Genomic DNA, 19,402 nt, shown 5'->3' with positions numbered 1-19,402 from the left:
CAGGTCGCGCGTGTCGTGTCGACAGCGGTGCGCATGTCGAACCATGTGTTGTGGTGATCCCCGGCGGCACACCGCGGCGACCCCCGGGGTCGTCGCCTGTCCCGGCAGCGTCGGCGTCCGCTCGTGCTCACTGACCGTACCCTGCCGGGCGGCGCTCAGATCAGCTGTCGATCACCTTGCGGTAGCCCTCGGCGTCGAGGAGGTCGGCGAGCACCGCGTCGAGGTCGACACTGTCGGCGACGGCGATCTCGATGAGCCACCCGTCGCCGTAGGGGGCCGAGTTCACCAGCTCGGGGGTGCCGTCCAGCGCGTCGTTGACGGCCGCGACCGAACCCTCGAGCGGACCGTAGATGTCCGACACGCTCTTGGTCGACTCCACCTCGGCGAACGACTCCCCGGCGGTGACCTCGTCATCCACCGCGGGCAACTGCACGAACACCACGTCGCCGAGCTGATCCTGCGCGTACGCGGTGATCCCGACCCGGACCCGACCCGGTCCGACCTGCTCGATCCACTCGTGCTCGACGGTGTAGCGCAGGTTCCCGGGGACCTCGATCTCACTCACGTCGAGAACCCTATCGTGCCCGCGGCACGTGTCGGACGACGAGCACCACCTGCCACCAGTACTGCGCGAAGGACCACACGTACATGCCCGTCCCCCAGATGAGGAACGCCCAGCCGATGGGGTGACAGACGTCGCCGACGGCGTTGTCGATCTGCCCGCCGAGCACGAACGGGAACCCGTACATCAACGAGAACGTCGCCGCCTTGCCCACGTAGGTGACCGGCAGTGCGGTCAACCCGCGGGTGCGCAGGATCGGTACGGCCACCAGCAGCAGCAGATCTCGGCCGATGAGGATGCCGATGAGCCACCACGGGACGATGTCGCGCAGTCCCAGACAGATCGGGACCACGATCATGTAGATGCGGTCGGCGGCCGGGTCCAGCAGGGCACCCAGCGACGACGACTGGTTCAGCAGTCGCGCCAGCTTGCCGTCGGCCCAGTCCGACGCACCGGACACCAACAGGATCGCGAACGACCACGCGTAGGCGTGCTCGAACACCAACAGCCACACGAAGACCGGGACCAGCGCCAGCCGCAGGAGGCTCAACGCGTTGGGCACCGTGAGGACCCGGTCGGTCACGACCGGTTCGGTCGATCCCGGTGCCCGCACGGAGCCGTCGGATTCCATGGCGCCCAGCCTGTCACACGGGTGGCCCGGACGGGGTCAGCGGAAGATGCCGATGATCCCCTGCAGCGTCTTCGCCCCACCGGAGGCGAACGGGTTGTCGTGGACCATGTAGGTCCACGTCGTCGTCGACCGACGCAGGTCCGCCGCCTCGAGGTCCACCCCGTCGGCGGTGATGGTCGCCTCGCGGAAGGTGGTGCGCGCCTTGTCCACCGCCTCCTCGGGCAGTGCGGCGAACGCGTCGAGGATCAGTTTGTGGAACTCGTCGAGCGGGCTCTCCCGCCCGATCGAACGCAGGTGGATGCTGGCCCGTACGTCGGCGACGAACGCCAGGTGATCGGCCCACGCGCGGTCGAGGTGGTAGAGCGCGATCTCCCGCGCCGCCTGCACCAGCACCTCACGCGGGACGGGCTCGGTCGCGACCGCCACCGTCGACGTCGCGGGTTCGGCCTCCCCGTCCGCCGCGTCGGCGCTCTCGACCTTCTTCTCGTCCGACGCGGTCTCGGCATCCGACGCGTCGGCGGTGCCGGTCAGCTCGGCGTACCGCGCGGGTTCGCTCTTCTCGAGCTCCTCGAGGGCGATCTCGGTGGTCAGCAGCTCCATCCGACGCTTGACGACGATGTCGCGCTGCTGGTTCACCAGTTTGTTGTAGCGCCAGGTGTTGGCGTGCAGCTCGAGCATGATGCCCTCGGCGACGCGCTGCGCCTGTTCGATCAGCTCGACGCCCCGCTCCCCCATGGAGCCGTCCTCGTTCTCCGACACCGGGTCCCGCTTGAACGACAGGTTCCTGGTGACCACGGGGTCCTGGAGCGAGGAGAAGAACACCGATCGACCGGGGTCGCCCTGACGTCCGGCGCGGCCGCGGAGCTGGTTGTCCAGGCGCTCGGTGTCGTGGCGACCGGTCCCGACGACGCACAGCCCACCGAGTTCGACGATCTGGTCGCGGGCGCCGGTGGACTTGCCGTCCTTCTCGCCGCGGCTCCCGCCGAGCTTGATGTCGGTGCCACGACCGGCCATCTGCGTCGAGACCGTGACCGCGTCGAGCGCGCCGGCCTCGGCGATGATGACCGCCTCCTCGGCGTCGTTCTTCGCGTTCAGCACGACGGTCGACACGCCCGCACGCTCGAGCAGCAGCGCGAGCTCCTCGGACTCCGCCACGTCGTGGGTGCCGATGAGGACCGGCTGGCCGGTCTCGTGGACCTCCTTGACGTACTCGACGATCGCCTCGGCCTTGTGGAACTTGGAGTCGTACACGCGGTCGGGCTCGTCGACGCGGATGTTGTCGGTGTTCGGCGGGATCTGGGACACCGCGAGGTCGTAGAACTGGCGGAACTGCTCGCCGGCGGCGAGCGCGGTACCGGTCATGCCACACACCGTGGGGTACCGGCCGATCAGCGCCTGCACGGTCATCGTGTCGATGACCTCACCCGAATCGGTCTGCGCGAGGCCCTCTTTCATCTCCACCGCGGCCTGCAGCCCGTCGGGCCACCGCTGCAGCTGCGCGACGCGTCCGCGCGAGGAGTTGATGAGGTGCACCCCACCGTCACGGACGATGTAGTGGACGTCGCGCTCGACGAGGATGTGCGCGTGCATCGCGATGTTCACGTGGACCAGCGTCGTCCCGACGTGTTCCTCGGAGTACAGGTCGATGTCGCCGAGTTCTGCCTCGACGAATTCCGCGCCCTCGTCGGTGAGGAAGACGTTGCGGCCATCGGCGTCGATCTCGTAGTGGTTCTTGCGCAGCTTCGCCACCGTGTCGTGGATCAGCCTGTCCGGCACCTCGCCGGTGGTCGCGCCGGCCAGGATGAGCGGCACCAGAGCCTCGTCGACGAGCACCGAGTCGGCCTCGTCGATGATCGCCACATCCGGCGTCGGGCTGACCAGGTCCTCCTCGCGGGTGACCAGCTGATCGCGGAGCACGTCGAAGCCGATCTCGTTCACCGAGGCGTAGGTGACGTCGGCGGCGTACGCGGCGCGACGCTCCTCACGCGTCGACGCCTCCGACACCGAACCGGACGTCATGTCGAACAGGTCGAACAGCGGCTTCATCCACTGCGCGTCGCGGGTGGCGAGGTAGTCGTTGACGGAGATGACGTGCACGCGACGTCCGAGGAGCACGTACCCGATCGCCGCGACCGCACCCGAGAGCGTCTTGCCCTCACCGGTCGCCATCTCGACGATGTCCGCCTCCAGCAGACGCAACGCGCCCTGGAGCTGCACGTCGAACGGCCGCATGTCCAGCGACCGGTCGGCGCCCTCACGGACCAGGGCGATGAACTTCGCCCGGTCGGCGCCGGCGGGATCGGTGATGTCGAGCTTCTCGGCCGCCGCCGCGAACTCGTCGTCGGAGAGGCCTGCGGCCCAGTCGTCGTGTGTGGAGGCCTGCGAGATCAGCGCGACCGACTTCGACTGGTTGCGCGTCGACTGCGCGCCCAGCATCCGCCACATCCTGTTGGAGAGCTTGCCCACCTGCCCGATCACTCCTGTCTTGGTGCGCGGAGACCTGCCCGCCCCACGCCACGCGGCGGTCCCCACCGTACGCGGGGGACCCTGCATCCCTGCGGGACCTCGGACACCGGTCCGTCAGACCCCGACGACTTCGCCTCTCACACCCCGACGACTTCGTCGAGGAAGTCGACATAGTCGGCGACCGCCGTCTCGAACGGATCACCCAGGTAGATGTCGAAGTGACCGACCGGGTACCGCTTGATCACCGCGTTCGGCATCTTCTCGGCGTGTGCGACCGTCGCGGCCGCCGGAGCGACCGAGTCGGCGTCGCACACGGCCACCAGGACCGGCGCCGTCACCGACCGTGCGACCCGGCCCGGACGCTCCCGGGGGATCCGCAGCGCCACGGCCGCGGCGACCTCGTCGGAGAAGGTCATGCCCTCGGGCACCAACCCGAGGTAGCCGTCCATCGCGTCGGGGGTGTTCATCAGCGCGGTCTGCCCGGGGCGACCGGCGAGGGGCACCATCACACGTGGGCGGTGCCGGGCGGCGGCGACCGCGTCGGCCAGCGCACGTGCCATCACGGCCACCGAGGACGGACCCATGCTCGCCCGCGCCGAGGCGATGCCGTCGGTGAAGGGGCACTGGGCGATCGCCGCGGCGACCCTGGGGTCCTGGGCCGCGACGACCAGCACGTGTCCACCACCGAACGACGAACCGAAGACGACCACGCGCTCGGGATCGACCCCGGGCAGCGATCGCGCGTAGGCGATGGCGGCATGCCAGTCCTGCCGCTGTCGATCGATGTCGAGCAGTTGCCGCGGCTCGCCTCCGCTCGCCCCGAAGTGGCGGTAGTCGAAGGCCAGCGCGTGGTAGCCGGCGTCGACGAAGCGTTCGGCGTAGGCGTCCAGACGCATCTCCTTGACCGCGCCGAGACCGTGACCGAGCACCACGATCGGTCGCTTCCCGTCACCCTCGGCGCGGTACAGCCAGGCCGCGCAGCGTGTCCCGCCCGAGTCGAACGTGACGTCCTCGCGTGGATAGGTCTCGGGCCCCGTCGTCATGAGGACGATTATGTCGTGGGCCACACCTCGGGACGCAGGGACCTGATGCCCGCGACGTAGCGGCGGGCCATGACACGCTGCGCCACCCGGGCGAACGGCCCGCCCAGCCGGGTCAGCGTGGAGCCCGGTCGGGAGAACGCCGTGACCGACAGACGCACGGTTCCGTCGTCGTCGAGGTGCACCAGGAACGACTCCTCGCCGTTCTCCGGATGCCCCGGCAGGGTGCCGTAGACGAATCCCGCACGGCGCGGTTCGTCGACCACGCGGACGATGCGCACCGGAGCCCGCAGACCCAGCCGTCCCGGTCCGAGCACGACGTCGGCGACCGCACCCTCGACCAGCGGATCGTCGGAGGCGGCGACCCGCGCCCCCGACAGCAGCTGCACCTGCCACGACAGGACCGCGGCGGTGCACTGCGCGAACCGGTCGTCGCCGCTGCCCACGACGCCCTCGTGGTGCAGGTGGTGGTAGCCGCCGGGCAGATCGGCGAGCGTGGCGCCGACCTCGCCGTAGGTCAGCTCCGCCGCGCGGAGTTCGACAGCTCGCTGCGGGGCGATCGCGGTGGCGCGGCGCTCGGTCATGCCCCACCGTATCGCCGCGGCCCGACCGCGAGACCGGCCGCGACGGCGGCTGTGCGGTAGTGCTCGGCGAGGCTGTCGACGGTCTCGTGTGCGTTGAGGCCGCTCGGGTTCGGGACCACCCACAGACGCGCACCGGCGAGGTCGTCGGGTTGTCCGCCCGTCGACGCGTCCCGGCGTCCGAAACCCGTGCGGTAGGCCGTGATCCCGGCCACCGCGACGACCGCGGGCCTCGCCCGGCGGACCGTGGCCGCGAGTCGCGCCGCCCCCTCGCGCAGTTCGGTGGCGTCGAGTTCGTCGGCGCGCGCGGTGGCCCGGGCGACGATGTTGGTGATGCCGATGCCGGCCGCGAGAAGCGCCTCGGCGTCCTCGGGTCGCATGCCCGCGGACGCGTCGACGAGACGGTCGACGAGCCCACCGCGGTGCAGCGCCGGGTAGAAGCGGTTGCCGGGGCGGGCGAAGTGCGCGCCGGTCGCGGCGGTCCAGAGGCTCGGGTTGATGCCCACGACGAGCAGTCGACATCGGTCGTCGAGCAGGTCGGGAACCGTGGCGTCGCGGAACGCGAGCAGATCCTCACGGGAGAACCCCATCGCGGCCTCCTCCCCGTACGGTTCTCCCATGACCGGCGATCCCCTCGACCGCAGCGTGCACTTCGTGACCATCGCGACCCCGGACCTCGACGCGGCACGGCGTTTCTACGTCGACGGGCTCGGGTGGGAGCCGTTGCTCGACGTCGCCGACGAGATCGTCTTCTTCCAGGTCGCCGCGGGCATGGTGCTGGGGCTGTTCGAGGCCGACAAGTTCGCCGCGGACGTCGCGGGGGCGATCCCGGCGACGCTCGGCGGGTTCACGCTCGCCCACAACGTGGACAGTCCCGAGGCGGTGCACACCGTCGTCGACCGCATGCGCGCATCCGGCGGGACGGTGGTCACCCCACCCGAGGACGGCGCGTTCGGCGGCATCTTCCACGCCGTGGTCCGCGACCCGAACGGCGTGGTCTGGGAGGTGGCGCACAATTCCGGGTGGCACGTCGACGCCGACGGGACGGTGCATCTCGGCTGAGGCCGACGTCACGGGTGGAGGTCGAGGTCGACCACGACCGGTGAGTGGTCGCTGACGGCGCGCTCCCCCTCCGGACCGTCGACGACACGGGCGTCACGCACGACGAACTGCCCGGAGACGAGCACCCGATCGCTGGTCGGCCGGGTGGTCACCCCGGCGTCGGTCAGCCCGACCGTCGCGGCGAGACGCGACTCCTCGGCGTACTCGCCCGAACCACGCTGGGTGTTGAAGTCCGCACCGACGATGGTCGGGCCGGGCCACAGACGGACGGTGTCGAGTATCGGTGCCACCTGACGGGTGACCTCGTCGACACCGTCGTGCGGCGAACTGAGGTGGCCCGACAGGATCCGCAGCGCGGTCCCCTGCGCGGTGACGGCCATCGCGTCCGTCGCCCCGCGGGGTTGGTGTTCGGTCGTCGTGGGGAACCAGCGGCGACGGAGTCCCCAGCGTCCGCCCGCGACGTCGGCCCACGCCGCCAGGGCCGATCGCGCACGTCGCGCCCAGTCGTCGCCGAAGGCGTCGTCGATCCGCAGTCCCCGGGCGTCGGTCAGCGCGATCCCGTGGAAGGTCAGGATGCCGGGACCCTCCTGACGGCCGTAGACCTTCTCGGCGCTGACCGTCATCACCGCGCCGGTCGGGTGCAGACGGCGGGCGAGTGCGCGCAGGGTGTCGCTGAGTGTCGATCGCAGGGCGAACCGGTCCAGTTCCTGCAGCAGCACGATGTCGGGGTCGAGGGCGGCGATGGACTGCGCCAGCCGGTCGAGCTTCGCGGGGGTCGCGAGGAACTCGCCCGAGCCACCCATCCCGCCGTGCACGTTGAACTCCACGACCCGCAGACGTTCCGGCGCACGCACCTGCGGGTCGGCGACGGCACTGACGGGTACGACGGGTGTGCGCGGACCGATCGCGGTGAGGGCCGTCGCGGAGACGGCTGCCGTCACCGCACCGAGGGCGGCGCCGGCGACGGGTCGTGCGAGACGGGATCCGACGACGGCGCCCATCGCGGACCCCGGGACGACCCACCATCCGCGGTCACGGATCGTGGTGCCGACCGTCTCGACGAGTCCCGGTCGATGCCGGGGCGCCGGGATGGGTGGCAGCGCGGCGCCGCGCCCGACGGGGGTGCGCCGGGGTGTGCGGCAGTCCGGGTCGACCGACAGCGCCATCGCGGTGGTCCGGTCAGATCTCGAACTGGACGCGGGCGAGCTGCTCGGCGACGGCCGCGATCTCCGCGCGGTGCACGTTGTGCTCGGCGTCGACGTCGTATCCGCGGTAGTCCTCGACGCTCGCCCAGTCGTTGGTGATCGCGAAGTCCCAGCCGCCGTCGCGGAGACCGGCGTCGAACCCGGTGTGGTTCGCGAGGCATCCCGGTAGGTCGAGCGCCGCGATACCGGCGAGTGCTGTCTGCAGGCGGGCTCGGTCGTCGGCGGCCCGGGCCTCGTCCTCGGCGGCACGCAGCCGCCCCATCACGACGTTGCGGATCATGGCGCCGAGTATGCGCCAGGGCCTCAGAGGTGTGCTGCGGTGACCGCCGCCCAGTAGATGTCGGCCGTGGCCACGCAGGTGGAGTACGCGGTGCCGCTGGTGCCGTATGCGTAGGCGCAGTTGGTGATCAGGTCGGTGCGCAGGGCGGAGTTGCACGCGGTGTAGGACGTGCCCGCGCGGTCGGCGGCGTCGTAGCAGAGGTCGTGACGGGCGCAGGGCCCGCGGAAGTCGGCCGCGAAGTAGCTGTCCGGTGACGACGTGCAGTAGTCGTGCCGCGCAACGGGTTCCAGGCTGGTGTTGTAGACGTAGTCGCTGGGCACCGTGACGAACGCCGTCGCGCGCAGTGTCGTGCGCGACTGCTGCGACAACGGCGGGCCCGGATACACCTGCGACGCGGCCTGGACCTGCGGCGAGATCGGGTACTGCTCGGTGGGCGTGGCGTGGGCGAGCGCTCCGTCACCGACGAGGGCGAACAGGGTCAGGGCGGCGGCGGCGAGGACGACGCGCAATCGAGTCATGAGCAGAGCGAAACATCTGCGGTGGGCCGGCCGCACCGATGTGGGTGAACTGCCGGTGAAGCGTGACTGTCGGATCAGAGGCGGATGACGGTGACGCCGCCAGCACCCGACCCCGGCGTGCCGAGATCGGCGAGGCGGTCCGGTGTCTCGTCGAGTCCGATGACGTCGCGCAGCAGCGGCCGCGGATCGATCACACCGTCGGCGATGTCGGCCAGCATGGCCGGGTACTCGTGGGCGGCCATGCCGTGACTGCCGAGGAGCTGCAGTTCACGCGCGACGACGGCGCCCATCGGCACGGCGGGATCGGTGTCGGCGCCGAGCAGCCCCACCTGGACGTGTCTGCCCCGCGGTCGCAGCGTGCCGATGGAGGCGCGCATCGTCGCCGGCGACCCGAAGGCGTCCAGCGAGCAGTCGATGTCGCCGAGACCGTCCGCGGACGTCAGGACCTCGCCGGCGCCGAGTTCCCGCGCCATCTCCCGACTGCGATCGGAGGGATCGATCCCGACGACGACGGCGCCGCGGGCGGCCGCGATCATCACCGCGGCGAGGCCGACACCCCCGCACCCGTGCACGGCGACCCGCTCACCGGGTCGTACCGCGCCGACCGCGGTCACCGCGCGGTAGGCGGTGGCGAACCGGCAGCCGAGCGCGGCGGCCGCCTCGTCGCTCACCGCGTCGGGGACCGCGACGAGGTTGACGTCGGCGTGGCGCAGCGCCACCAGGTCGGCGAACGAACCGGCATGGGTGAAACCGGGCTGCTCCTGCCTTTCGCAGACCTGCTGATCACCCCGCCGACACGACGGGCAGGTCCCGCAGGCACACACGAACGGCGCTGTCACCCGATCGCCCGGTGACCACCGGGTCACCCCGGAACCGACCTCGACGACCGTGCCGACCAGCTCGTGACCGGGGATGTTCGGCAACGGGATGTCGGGGTCGTGACCCTGCCATCCGTGCCAGTCCGACCGGCACAGTCCGGTCGCGGCGACGGCGACGACCACACCGTCGGGCGGGCACACCGGTGGGGGCACCTCGCGCAGGTCGATCGGTCCGCCGAAGCGTTCGTAGACGACAGCTCTCACCCGCGACAGCCTGCCGCAGAGCAGTCGATCAGGAAAACCCGACGATCGGCCGCGGGCGGTAGTGCTGTTCCAGCGCGGCGATCTCGTCGTCGTCCAGCGACAGCTCGAGAGCCGCGAGAGCGTCGTCGACGTGGGAGATCTTGCCGGCGCCGATGATCGGGGCGGTGACGACGGGTTTGTGCAGCATCCACGCCAGCGCGACCTGGGCACGGGGTACACCGCGGCGCTCGGCGAGATCACCGACGGCGTCGACGGTCGCCTCGTCCCCCTCGTCGTAGAGCGACGTCCCGAACGCGTCGGTGCGGCTGCGGGTCGTCTCGGTGTCCCACGGGCGGGTGAGGCGACCACGCGCGAGCGGGCTCCACGGGATGACACCCACACCGCGGTCGGCGCACAGCGGATGCATCTCCCGCTCCTCCTCGCGGTAGAGCAGGTTGTAGTGGTCCTGCATGGAGATGAACGAACTCCACCCACGCAGTTCGGAGGTGTACAGCGCTTTCGAGAACTGCCAGGCGAACATCGACGACGCGCCGATGTAGCGGGCCTTGCCCGCCTTCACCACGTCGTGCAGCGCCTCGAGGGTCTCCTCGATCGGGGTCGTCGGGTCCCACCGGTGGATCTGGTACAGGTCGACGTGATCGGTGCCGAGGCGACGCAGGCTGCCCTCGATCTCGGTCATGATCGCCTTGCGCGACGAGCCGTGTTCGTTGGGATGCGGACGACCGTTGTTGTAGACCTTGGTCGCGATGACGACGTCGTCACGATCGGCGAAGTCGCGCAGCGCCCGCCCGACGATCTCCTCGCTGGAGCCCGCGGAGTACATGTTCGCGGTGTCGAAGAAGGTGATCCCCTGCTCGAGGGCGTGCCGGATGATCGACCGCGACTCCTCCTCGGGCAGCGTCCACTCGTGGGGCCCGCGATCGGGCTCACCGAAACTCATGCAGCCCAGGCAGATCCGCGACACACGCAGTCCGCTGCGGCCGACGTTCACATAGTCCACGACACACTCCTCATCCCGACGACGTCGCCCCCGACGGTAGCCACGCCCGTCGCCGCGGGCACGAAACGGACATAGGCTCACCCGGGTGAGCGACACCGTGATCGTGGTCGACGCGGCCAACGTCGTCGGCTCCCGCCCGGACGGGTGGTGGCGTGACCGGCGGGGTGCCGCCGAGCGCCTGCGTGACGAGATCGACGGGCTCGCCGCCTGCGGCGTCGACGGCAGCGGCCCGGCACGGGTCGTCCTCGTGGTGGAGGGTGCGGCCCGCGGGGTGGCGTCCTCGCCGACCGTCGAGGTGGTCGGGGCACGCGGGTCCGGTGACGACGCGATCGTGGCGGTGGTCGCCGAGCGGATCGCATCCGCGTCGTGCGTCGTGGTGACGGCCGATCGGGAACTGCGGCGCCGGGTCGCCGAGCTCGGGGCGCGCGTGGTGGGCCCGCGGGCGATCCGGGATCGGTGACCGGTCCGGGATTAGCGATCCGGACATCGTCGTTGCCACCCACATGGCTGAGAAGATCTGGTTCATCACAGGCACATCGCGCGGCTTCGGTCGCGAGTGGGCGATCGCCGCGCTCGACCGCGGGGACAAGGTCGCCGCGACGGCACGAGACACGTCGTCCCTCGACGATCTCGTCGAGCGGTACGGCGACGCGATCCTCCCGATCGAACTCGACGTCACCGATCACGACGCCGATGTCGCGGCCGTCGCGCGCGCCCACGACCATTTCGGCCGCCTCGATGTGGTGGTCAACAACGCCGGCTACGGGCAGTTCGGGTTCGTCGAGGAGGTCAGCGAGTCGCAGGCGCGGGCCCAGATCGAGACGAACGTGTTCGGCGCGCTGTGGGTGACGCAGGCCGCGTTGCCGTTCCTGCGGGAACAGCGGTCCGGGCACATCGTGCAGGTCTCGTCGATCGGCGGGATCAGCGCGTTCCCGAACGTCGGGCTGTACCACGCGAGCAAGTGGGCGCTGGAGGGCTTCTCGCAGTCACTGGCGCAGGAGGTCGAGTCGTTCGGCATCCACGTGACCCTGGTCGAGCCCGGCGGGTTCTCGACCGACTGGGCCGGGCCCTCGGCGAAGCACGCCGACACGATCGACGCCTACGACGAGGTGCGCGACGCCGCGGAGAAGGCTCGATCGCAGCGGTCCACCACCCCCGGCGACCCGACGGCGTCCGGCCGGGCGATCCTGCGGGTGGTCGACGCCGAGAAGCCCCCGCTGCGTGTCTTCTTCGGCGAGGCGCCGCTGGCGATCGCCAAGGCCGACTACGAGAAGCGCCTGGCGAACTGGGAGGAGTGGCAGCCCGTCGCCGTCGAGGCACAGGGCTGACCGGTCGTCAGCGGAAGCTGAGCGGCTCGTCGCCCCACGCGGCACGCAGCGGCGCGTCGACGTCGGCGACACGATCGGTCGCGTCGATGACGAGCACGCGGGGGTTCGCCGGGTCGTACGGCGGCCAGATCGGTTCCGCGCGGTCACCGTCCGGGCGGCCGGTCGCGGCGAACGCGGTCCAGCGCCGTTGGATGCGTTCGGCGACCCTCCGGGCGAGTGCATGCCCGCCGAGCAGGAATTCGACGCTGCGCTTGCGGGATCGGACGGTCCCGAAGACGTAGCCCAGTTCCGTCGCATGGGTGGCGCCGATGCCGAGGACCTTCAGCAGGCGTGAGGCCCAGTCGTAGCGGTACAGGTAGACCGGCGCGACGGTGCTGTGGCCGCCGGCGAGCCACACCGTCGGCATGCGGAAGGCGAGGTCTCGGGCGACCGCCAGACCCCGTGAGCGGACGCGGACGCGCGAATACGCGGACCGGACGTCCTCCTCGGCCGGGATCACCAGTTCCGGTCTCTCGACGGCGATCTGGGAGAACAGCGCTCGGATGGCGTCGGCCTTGATCGGGATGATCGACGACCGGATGAGTCGGAAGAGCGCCGCCTCGTGCTTGTTGGTGCCGATCACCAGCGGGACCGGCGTCGCACGGCCGGCGCGGAACGCGTCGACGGGCGGTTCGGGGACCAGGTCGCCGTCGACGACGGGTGCGAACGCCAGACGGCCCGGCGACTCGGTGGGGATCTCGTCGAACAGTCTCGTCGAGGCCTCGAGCAGGGTCCGTACACCGACCTCGCGGACACGGCCGATGTCGTCGGGGTCGACCCCGACCATGCCGAGGAATCGTTCCGCGACGACGCGCGCCCTGGCGCTGTCGTACATCGACGTCGACGGGGAGCTCTGCGCGATCGCCCGGTGGAAGAGGCCGCGCGCTGCAGGGACCGTCATGAGGGTGGTGACGATGCCGCCGCCTGCCGACTCGCCGAACACCGTGACCGATCCGGGGTCGCCCCCGAACGCACTGATGTTCTCCTGCACCCATCCGAGAGCGGCGATGACGTCGCGCAGGGCCAGGTTGCCGTCGAAGCGATGCTCGTCGGTGGAGAACGAACCGAGTTCGAGGAACCCGAACGGGCCCAGCCGGTGGTTGACCGTCACCAGGATCACGTCGCCGTCGCGGACCAGTCGTGTGCCGTCGTAGAGCGGCTGGCTCGCGGAGCCGATGATGTAGGCGCCGCCGTGGACCCAGACCATCACCGGCTTGGGTGTGTCCGGACCGGCCGAGCGGGGTGCGACGACGTTGAGGACGAGGCAGTCCTCGGAGACGGTCACGCCTTCCCCCAGATCGAACATGGGGAACCGCGGCTGCGGCGCAGCATGTCCGAAGCGGGTGGCGTCGCGGACGTCGGCCCACGGTTCGGGCGGGCGGGGCGCCCGCCACCGCAGGTCGTCCACCGGGGCGGCTGCGTAGGGGATGCCCTTCCAGCGACGCACACCGGTGTGGGGGTCGACGGCGCCGCGCACCGGTCCGTGAGCGGTCTGGATCTGGAGAGAACTCACGCACCCATTCTGGCCGAACGCCTCAGGGTGCCCCCACCGACGCCTCCCGCGACCAGGTGACGGTCACGGGCAGTTCGTCGTCCCAGGGCTGTCGGGTGGCCATGTCCGACACGCGCATCTCGCCGCGTTCGAACTCCCCGGTCGCGGCGTCGACGAGGCGGTAGCGCTGCCGCTGACGATGGATGGGCTGTGCCTCGAGCAGCACCACGCGGACCTCGCCGGGCTCGAAGTGGCACCGCTTCTGCAGTGCTGCGATGAGTTGTTCGTTCGACAGGTGACCGTCGCCGAAGTTCCATCCCATCGCCATGCTGCAGATCCGCTCCCCGTCGGTGAGGACGTATCCGGATTCGTCGAATCCCGCCATGGCGCGGTGGGCCAGGGTGAACAGGGCTCGACCGTGGGTGTTGAAGGCCCGGAACGCATATCCCTTGTACATGGCGATCTGTGCACCCTCGAGGCCCCCGTACACCCGCTCGAGCTGTGAGGCGGGCAGTGCCGAGATGGCCACGATCCCGGCTTCCAGCTTCGCCGACGCCGCGGGGGTGACACACCACAGGCCGGTGTCCCAGTTGCCGGCGTAGTAGCGCATCCCGGGCAGGAACGAGACCTTCTGCGGGGCAAGGTTCCCCACCACGACGGTGACGGCGGAGACGGCGACGAGGGCGATCACCCACCCGGGGTTCTCGATGTCACCGAGTCCGAGGTCGGCGTGTCCGACGAACAGCGCGAGCACGCCGAACATCATGAAGACGTTCCACTCCAGCGGCACCCCCATGGGGATCGCCGAGAGGATCGCGAAGTGGAAGATCAGCATGATCGCTGCCGCCACCCAGGTGAGCCACCCGCCGGTCGATGCGAACAGCACGAGCCCGACGCACATCTCGATCACGGTGCTGGCGTGCGCGATCCACCGCGCCGGCCGCCCGGGCCGCAGGTCGTCGGGGAAGTGCTCGAAGAACGACCGCTTGAGTCGCTTCGTCCGGATGATCGGGTTGTTCGACATCATCGTCGAGACCACGAACGGGAAGTGCTTGTTCAGCTTCGACGTCGCCGCGCCCATCCAGATGACGACGAACAGCAGCTTGGCGGCCACCACCATGTCGGGTGCGGCGAACAGGAACGTCACCGCGAACGCGCCGTACACCTCGCCGCGGGCGGCGAGGAAGATCGTCTTGTCCCGCAGCCCGATCACGGCGAGCAGGACGAGGATCGTCCACACCTGCCAGTGCGGCAGCAGCCCGACGGTGGTGCCCGCCGCCGGCTGCGGCCCCGTGCCCCCGCCGGCGAGTGCGACGACGAGCATCACGAGGAGCGCCGCGTAGACGGCGACGTCGACGAGCCCGCGCTCGTCGCCACGGGTCAGCGGCACCCGCCCCGGCCACGGCGGCTGCCGGATCGTGCGGGGCCGCAGCCAGTAGAGGATCGACCCCATCGGCGGGAAGAAGCGGTTGTTGAGCGGACCGAATCCGCACCCGAGACCGACGACCTCGAACAGCATCGTGAAGAAGACGACCTTCTGGAACACGATCGGCTCGTCGTACCACTGCGCGACGTCGGTGAACCCGCCGACGCCGGGTGTCGCGATCGCGATGCCCCAGGCCACGAGGACGTAGGCGGCGATCTTCAGGACGTAGAACAGGTGCAGAGCGACGGGCGTCCCGAAACCCACCTCGGCCCAGTGGTGGGCCATCGGACGGATCTTCTCCGCTCGCGTCCCTCGACTCCACTCGGCGAAATCGACCTGTGGGGAGTCCTGCGTGATGAATCCCATGGTGGTCGTCACAGTAGCAACCAAGCGCTCGCTTGGTACACCGCTTCGACGAGGACGCCCGCTCCGCCCTGTAGCCTCACCCGCGACGTCGGTGCGTCCGGCCGTGCACTCGCGAGAGAGGGCACGGCGGGACGCGGCAAGAGGGAATCCGGTGCGAGACCGGAACTGCCCCGCAGCGGTGATCGGGAACGACGCGACAACCATGCACTGGCTCAGGCCGGGAAGCAGTCGCAGGTAGGTGGCACCTCGCAGGTGCCGTGCCCGGGAGTCCGAAGACCTGCCGGTGTCGGCCGCGCCGGCGAGGTGCGGTCGCTCATCGGCCTCGTGGGACATGGCTGGTGCGGCACTGCCGTCGGCGAACCGTGGCCTCACGCCCGGTTCGCCCGGGAGTCTGCGCCCTCCGTCGACCGCGATCGACGGAAGGTCCCGCCCGTGGACGTCGGACGACGACGCGTCGCAGCGCTGGTCGCGCTGTCTGTGGTCGCCCTGGTCGTCGTCGGTGTGCTCGGGCTGATCGTCGGCAGCGTCGCGATCCCCGCCCGCGACGCCCTCGGATATCTGTGGGCCGACCTCGTCGGCGGACAGGTGCGCGCGTCCGGTGTGCCGGAGTACCGGATCGTCGTCGACTCCCGCCTGCCCCGTGTCCTCACCGGTGCCGCCGCCGGCGCGGGACTCGGTGTGGCCGGAGTCGTCGTCCAGGCGGTGGTGCGCAACGCACTCGCCGATCCCTACGTGTTGGGCATCTCGTCGGGCGCGTCGGTCGGCGCGACGGGCGTGGTCCTCTTCGGGGCGCTCGGCGGTCTGGGCATCTATGCGTTGCCGTCGGCGGCGTTCCTTGGCGCGGTGGTCGCGACGCTCATCGTGCTGGTGCTCGCACGCACCCCGTCCGGGCTGGAACCGCTGCGCCTGGTTCTCATGGGAACGGCTCTGGGGTACGGGTTCTCGGCGATCACCACCGTCCTGGTCTTCCTGGCGCCCGCCGGCGACGCGGCCCGCAGCGTCATGTTCTGGCTTCTGGGCAGTCTCGCCGCCTCGGACTGGCACTCCGTGTGGCTGGTGGGTGTGGCCGCCGTCGTCGGTTCGCTGGCGGCGCTGCTCGTGGCCCGTCACCTCGATGCGCTGGCGATGGGCGACGACGTCGCGGCCAGCCTGGGGGTGCATGCCGGTCGGTTCCGACTCGCGTTGTTCCTCGGTGCGGCCGCGGTCGTCGGGATCATCGTGTCGGTCTGCGGCGCCATCGGTTTCGTCGGACTGGTGCTCCCGCACGTGGCGCGTCTGCTCGTCGGTGCCGGACACCGGCGGGTGCTGCTGCTGACGCCCGTCCTCGGGGCGACGTTCCTGGTCGCCGCCGACATCGTCGCGCGCTCGGTGGTCCCGCCCTACGACCTCCCCATCGGGGCGATCACGGCGGCGGTCGGTGTCCCGGCATTCGTGCTGCTCATGCGGCGCCGCCACCGGGACGCGGTCCGATGAGCGGCCCCGCGGTCGACTACGACGACGTCGCCGTGACCGTCGGCGGCGCGTCCATCGTGCAGGACCTGCGGCTGCACATCGCCGGTGGCCGCTTCCTCGGCCTCGTCGGACCCAACGGCAGCGGCAAGACGACGGTGCTGCGGTGCCTGTACCGGGCACTCGTCCCCGCCGCCGGCCAGGTGACGGTCGCCGGCCGCGACGTCGGCGCGATCTCGGTGCGCGAGAACGCACGTCAGGTCGCCGCGCTGGCGCAGTCGGGCTCGATGTTCCTGGACTTCACCGCGGGTGAGGTCGTGCGCACGGGCCGGCTCCCGCACACCCACATGCTGCGGTCGTTGTCGGCGGCCGATCGTGCGGTGTGCGCGCAGGCGATGGAGGACGCCGGCGTGACACACCTCGAGCGGCGACGGTTCACCGAGTTGTCCGGGGGCGAGTCACAACGCGTGCTCATCGCCCGGGCGTTCGCGCAGGAGGCGCCGGTGTTGGTGCTCGACGAACCCACCAACCACCTCGACGTCGCCCACCAGTACGCGGTGTTGCGGGCGGCGCGGGACCGCGGGGTCACCGTCCTCGCGGCCCTGCACGACCTCAACATCGCCGCACAGTTCTGCACAGATCTCGCCGTCGTGTCGGGGGGTCGGATCGTCGCCACCGGCGTCCCCACCGAGGTGCTCACCGCCGACGCGGTGCTGCGGTGGTTCGGCGTCGCATGTCACATCGTCACGCATCCCCGACTCGGGGTGCCCCAGATCATCTTCGACGAAGGGACCACATCATGATCACCCCACGGCATCTCCGGGCGGGGCTCGCCGTCCTCGCCGCCACGCTGGTCGTCGCCGGGTGCGGCGCGCGCATCGACGACCCCGCCCCGTCGTCGTCCTCCGCCGAGGCCGTGCGGATCACCAACTGCGGTGCACCGCTGACGGTCCCGCGGACGCCCACCCGCGTGGTCACCAACGACACCGGTATCACCGAGATGATGTTCGCGCTCGGTCTCGCCGACCGGATGGCCGGATACACCACCTACGAGGGGAAGGAGCGCGACATCGCCTCGTCGCCGTGGCGATCGGAGTTCGCGTCGACCCGCTCGCTGGGGACCGCGTTCACCCGCGAGGTGATCCAGGCGGCAGATCCCGACTTCGTCTTCGCGGGATGGAACTACGGGTTCAAGGAGTCCACCGGTGTCACACCGGACTGGATCCGGACGATCGGCGCGACCCCGTATCAACTCACCGAGGCGTGCCGGCAGCCCGGCAGCACACGCCGGGGAATCGAACGCCCGCTGGACGCTCTCTACGACGATCTCGACAACCTGGGCGCGGTGTTCGGCGTCCGCGACCGCGCGGCGGCGCTGGTCGACGGGTACCGCGCGGAGGTCGCGCGCGCCGCGGCCGGTGCGCCGGCGGCCGATCGGCGCGCACGGGTGTTCCTCTTCGACAGCGCGGATCCCTCCCCCTTCACCTCCGGACGCAACGCCGGCCCCGACGAGATCATCGAGAAGGCGGGCGGCACCAACGTCTTCCACGGTCTCGACGACTCCTGGACGTCGGTGTCCTGGGAGGCGGCCGCCAAGGCCGACCCCCAGGTCATCGTCGTCGTCGACTACGGAGCGGGGCCGTCGAACACCGTGCAGGCGAAGATCGACGCCCTGCGCGCCCAGCCGCTGATGGCGGGGACGACCGCGGTGCGGGAGGGGAACTTCGTGTCGTTCCCCTATGCCGCGCTGGTGGAGAGCCCGCGCAATCCCGCGACCGTCACCTCCCTCGCCGCCTACCTCCGCAGCAAGGGTCTCTAGGACGCCGGGGTCCACCCCAGGGCGGGGCCCAGGCGCGTCGCCATGTCCTCGATGATCTGGGCGTAGTCGGCCTCGGCGAACGAGAAGGGCAGAGCGAACGCCACCTCGTCGGCGCGCTGGAATCCCGCATGCGCGTAGAGGTTCTCGGCGAGTTCGTCGGAGGAGCCGACGAGGTCGGGGGCGAACATCATCCCGCGCGGCCCCTGCGGTTCCCGCGTCCGCGCAAGGCGTGATGCGGCGTAGTCGCGGTATCTGCGGACCTGCTCGGGTGTCGCCGAGTCGGTGGGGATGACGACCAGCCCCTGCGACACCCGCGCCCGCGTCGGATCGGGATGGTGTGCCAGGTAGGCGTCGATCTGTTCGGCCTGGATGGTGGCGAAGTCACGCGAGGCGGTGCCCTCCGTGGTCACCACCGACGAGGTCAGGTAGTTCAGTCCCTGCTCGCCCGCCCAGATCGCCGACGACAGGCCGCCGCCGTACCAGACGCGGTCGGCCAGTCCGGGCGACTGGGGTTGCACCCGACGCGAGAACGTCTCGATGCCGACGACGCCCTCGAAGCCGCTGACCGGCTCGCCCCGAAGGCACCGGAGCAGGCGCATCACCCGCTCCTTGGAGAAGTCCTCGATGTCGTGGGTGTCGGGGTAGAGCGCATGCCGGTAGTCGTCGTAGCGCATCGGGGTGCCCACGGACACCCCGGGATTGACGCGTCCGCCCGACAGCACGTCGACGGTCGCGAGATCCTCCGCGAGCCGCATCGGGTTCTCGAGTCCGAGCGGGATGACCGCGGTGCCGAGTTCGATCCGACTCGTGCGCATCGCCGCCGCCGCCATCACCGCGACGGGTGAGGAGATCCCGTACTGCAGATGGCGGCACCGCAACCAGACGCTGTCGAAGCCCAAGGCCTCGGCACGTTCGATGGTGCGGATGGTCTCCAGATGGCCCTCGCGGGGTGCGTCACCGTCGAACCGCCCGATGGTGAGGAACCCGAGCTTGTCCAGTGGTCGTCCCGCTCGCGGCATCGCCAGATCTCCGTCCCGCCGTCACATCGGCAGCACC

General features: G+C 70.6%; 20 protein-coding genes and 1 riboswitch. Of the genes, 6 read left to right on the top strand and 14 right to left on the bottom strand.

Translation table 11 applies throughout. From position 1 onward, the window contains the following. Positions 1-160: 160 nt before the first annotated feature. From gcvH to ACXVUM_RS16135, 6 genes are all read right to left on the bottom strand, one after another. The gene (gene gcvH / locus ACXVUM_RS16160; protein WP_458522951.1) at positions 161-565 is read right to left on the bottom strand and encodes a glycine cleavage system protein GcvH; all 405 of its coding nucleotides are present in this window, start codon (positions 563-565) and stop codon (positions 161-163) included. Between the two features lie 10 nt (positions 566-575). After that, a complete protein-coding gene (locus tag ACXVUM_RS16155) occupies positions 576-1,193 on the bottom strand; it encodes a CDP-alcohol phosphatidyltransferase family protein (protein WP_458522950.1) in 618 nt (205 codons plus the stop codon). Positions 1,194-1,229: 36 nt separating this feature from the next. Next, a complete protein-coding gene (gene secA2 / locus ACXVUM_RS16150) occupies positions 1,230-3,659 on the bottom strand; it encodes an accessory Sec system translocase SecA2 (protein WP_458523532.1) in 2,430 nt (809 codons plus the stop codon). Between the two features lie 137 nt (positions 3,660-3,796). After that, positions 3,797-4,702, bottom strand: coding sequence for an alpha/beta hydrolase (locus tag ACXVUM_RS16145; RefSeq protein ID WP_458522949.1), 906 nt, complete (start codon positions 4,700-4,702; stop codon positions 3,797-3,799). An 8-nt stretch (positions 4,703-4,710) separates the two neighbouring features. Further along, complete coding sequence (locus ACXVUM_RS16140; RefSeq protein WP_458522948.1) at positions 4,711-5,283, bottom strand: DUF1990 family protein; 573 nt, start codon at positions 5,281-5,283, stop codon at positions 4,711-4,713. Beyond that, the gene (locus ACXVUM_RS16135) at positions 5,280-5,870 is read right to left on the bottom strand and encodes a mismatch-specific DNA-glycosylase (protein WP_458523531.1); all 591 of its coding nucleotides are present in this window, start codon (positions 5,868-5,870) and stop codon (positions 5,280-5,282) included. The genes ACXVUM_RS16140 and ACXVUM_RS16135 overlap by 4 nt, the downstream gene beginning before the upstream one ends. Before the next feature lie 28 nt (positions 5,871-5,898). Here ACXVUM_RS16135 and ACXVUM_RS16130 point away from each other — a divergent pair, with 28 nt between their 5' ends. After that, a complete protein-coding gene (locus ACXVUM_RS16130; protein ID WP_458522947.1) occupies positions 5,899-6,342 on the top strand; it encodes a VOC family protein in 444 nt (147 codons plus the stop codon). 8 nt (positions 6,343-6,350) lie between these two features. On the opposite strand, the gene ACXVUM_RS16125 is transcribed toward ACXVUM_RS16130, so the two are convergent. From ACXVUM_RS16125 to ACXVUM_RS16105, 5 genes are all read right to left on the bottom strand, one after another. Then, a complete protein-coding gene (locus ACXVUM_RS16125) occupies positions 6,351-7,508 on the bottom strand; it encodes an endonuclease/exonuclease/phosphatase family protein (protein WP_458522946.1) in 1,158 nt (385 codons plus the stop codon). 13 nt (positions 7,509-7,521) lie between these two features. After that, a complete protein-coding gene (locus ACXVUM_RS16120; protein ID WP_458522945.1) occupies positions 7,522-7,827 on the bottom strand; it encodes a Dabb family protein in 306 nt (101 codons plus the stop codon). A 23-nt stretch (positions 7,828-7,850) separates the two neighbouring features. Further along, the gene (locus ACXVUM_RS16115) at positions 7,851-8,345 is read right to left on the bottom strand and encodes a phospholipase A2 (RefSeq protein WP_458522944.1); all 495 of its coding nucleotides are present in this window, start codon (positions 8,343-8,345) and stop codon (positions 7,851-7,853) included. A 74-nt stretch (positions 8,346-8,419) separates the two neighbouring features. Beyond that, a complete protein-coding gene (locus ACXVUM_RS16110) occupies positions 8,420-9,427 on the bottom strand; it encodes a zinc-dependent alcohol dehydrogenase family protein (protein WP_458522943.1) in 1,008 nt (335 codons plus the stop codon). Between the two features lie 28 nt (positions 9,428-9,455). Further along, positions 9,456-10,427, bottom strand: a complete 972-nt coding sequence (locus tag ACXVUM_RS16105) for an aldo/keto reductase (RefSeq protein ID WP_458522942.1) — start codon at positions 10,425-10,427, stop codon at positions 9,456-9,458. Between the two features lie 85 nt (positions 10,428-10,512). On the opposite strand from ACXVUM_RS16105, the gene ACXVUM_RS16100 reads away from it, so the two are divergent. Next, entirely contained in the window at positions 10,513-10,887 is a 375-nt protein-coding gene (locus ACXVUM_RS16100; protein WP_458522941.1) for an NTP pyrophosphohydrolase, read from the top strand. 43 nt (positions 10,888-10,930) lie between these two features. Beyond that, entirely contained in the window at positions 10,931-11,755 is an 825-nt protein-coding gene (locus ACXVUM_RS16095; RefSeq protein WP_458522940.1) for an SDR family oxidoreductase, read from the top strand. A 7-nt stretch (positions 11,756-11,762) separates the two neighbouring features. On the opposite strand, the gene ACXVUM_RS16090 is transcribed toward ACXVUM_RS16095, so the two are convergent. Then, the gene (locus ACXVUM_RS16090; protein ID WP_458522939.1) at positions 11,763-13,307 is read right to left on the bottom strand and encodes a carboxylesterase/lipase family protein; all 1,545 of its coding nucleotides are present in this window, start codon (positions 13,305-13,307) and stop codon (positions 11,763-11,765) included. Positions 13,308-13,329: 22 nt separating this feature from the next. Beyond that, positions 13,330-15,078 carry a DUF3556 domain-containing protein gene (locus ACXVUM_RS16085; protein WP_458522938.1) on the bottom strand — a complete coding sequence of 583 codons (1,749 nt, stop codon included), beginning with the start codon at positions 15,076-15,078 and terminating at the stop codon, positions 13,330-13,332. 141 nt (positions 15,079-15,219) lie between these two features. Further along, positions 15,220-15,357, top strand: a riboswitch (cobalamin riboswitch). 153 nt (positions 15,358-15,510) lie between these two features. Here ACXVUM_RS16085 and ACXVUM_RS16080 point away from each other — a divergent pair. Genes ACXVUM_RS16080 through ACXVUM_RS16070 form a run of 3 tightly spaced genes read left to right on the top strand, consistent with a single transcriptional unit; the run spans position 15,511 to position 18,346 of the window. Then, a complete protein-coding gene (locus ACXVUM_RS16080) occupies positions 15,511-16,551 on the top strand; it encodes a FecCD family ABC transporter permease (protein ID WP_458522937.1) in 1,041 nt (346 codons plus the stop codon). After that, positions 16,548-17,330, top strand: coding sequence for an ABC transporter ATP-binding protein (locus ACXVUM_RS16075; protein ID WP_458522936.1), 783 nt, complete (start codon positions 16,548-16,550; stop codon positions 17,328-17,330). Before ACXVUM_RS16080 ends, ACXVUM_RS16075 begins: the two co-directional genes overlap by 4 nt. After that, positions 17,327-18,346 carry an ABC transporter substrate-binding protein gene (locus ACXVUM_RS16070; RefSeq protein WP_458522935.1) on the top strand — a complete coding sequence of 340 codons (1,020 nt, stop codon included), beginning with the start codon at positions 17,327-17,329 and terminating at the stop codon, positions 18,344-18,346. Before ACXVUM_RS16075 ends, ACXVUM_RS16070 begins: the two co-directional genes overlap by 4 nt. On the opposite strand, the gene ACXVUM_RS16065 is transcribed toward ACXVUM_RS16070, so the two are convergent. Further along, positions 18,343-19,365, bottom strand: coding sequence for an LLM class flavin-dependent oxidoreductase (locus ACXVUM_RS16065; protein ID WP_458522934.1), 1,023 nt, complete (start codon positions 19,363-19,365; stop codon positions 18,343-18,345). The two genes, ACXVUM_RS16070 and ACXVUM_RS16065, sit on opposite strands and share 4 nt — an antisense overlap. Positions 19,366-19,402 lie beyond the last annotated feature (37 nt).

Source organism: Williamsia sp. SKLECPSW1 (genome assembly GCF_054332755.1).
Note: the sequence above shows the minus strand (reverse complement) of the source record. Positions and strands in the feature narration are given on the sequence as shown.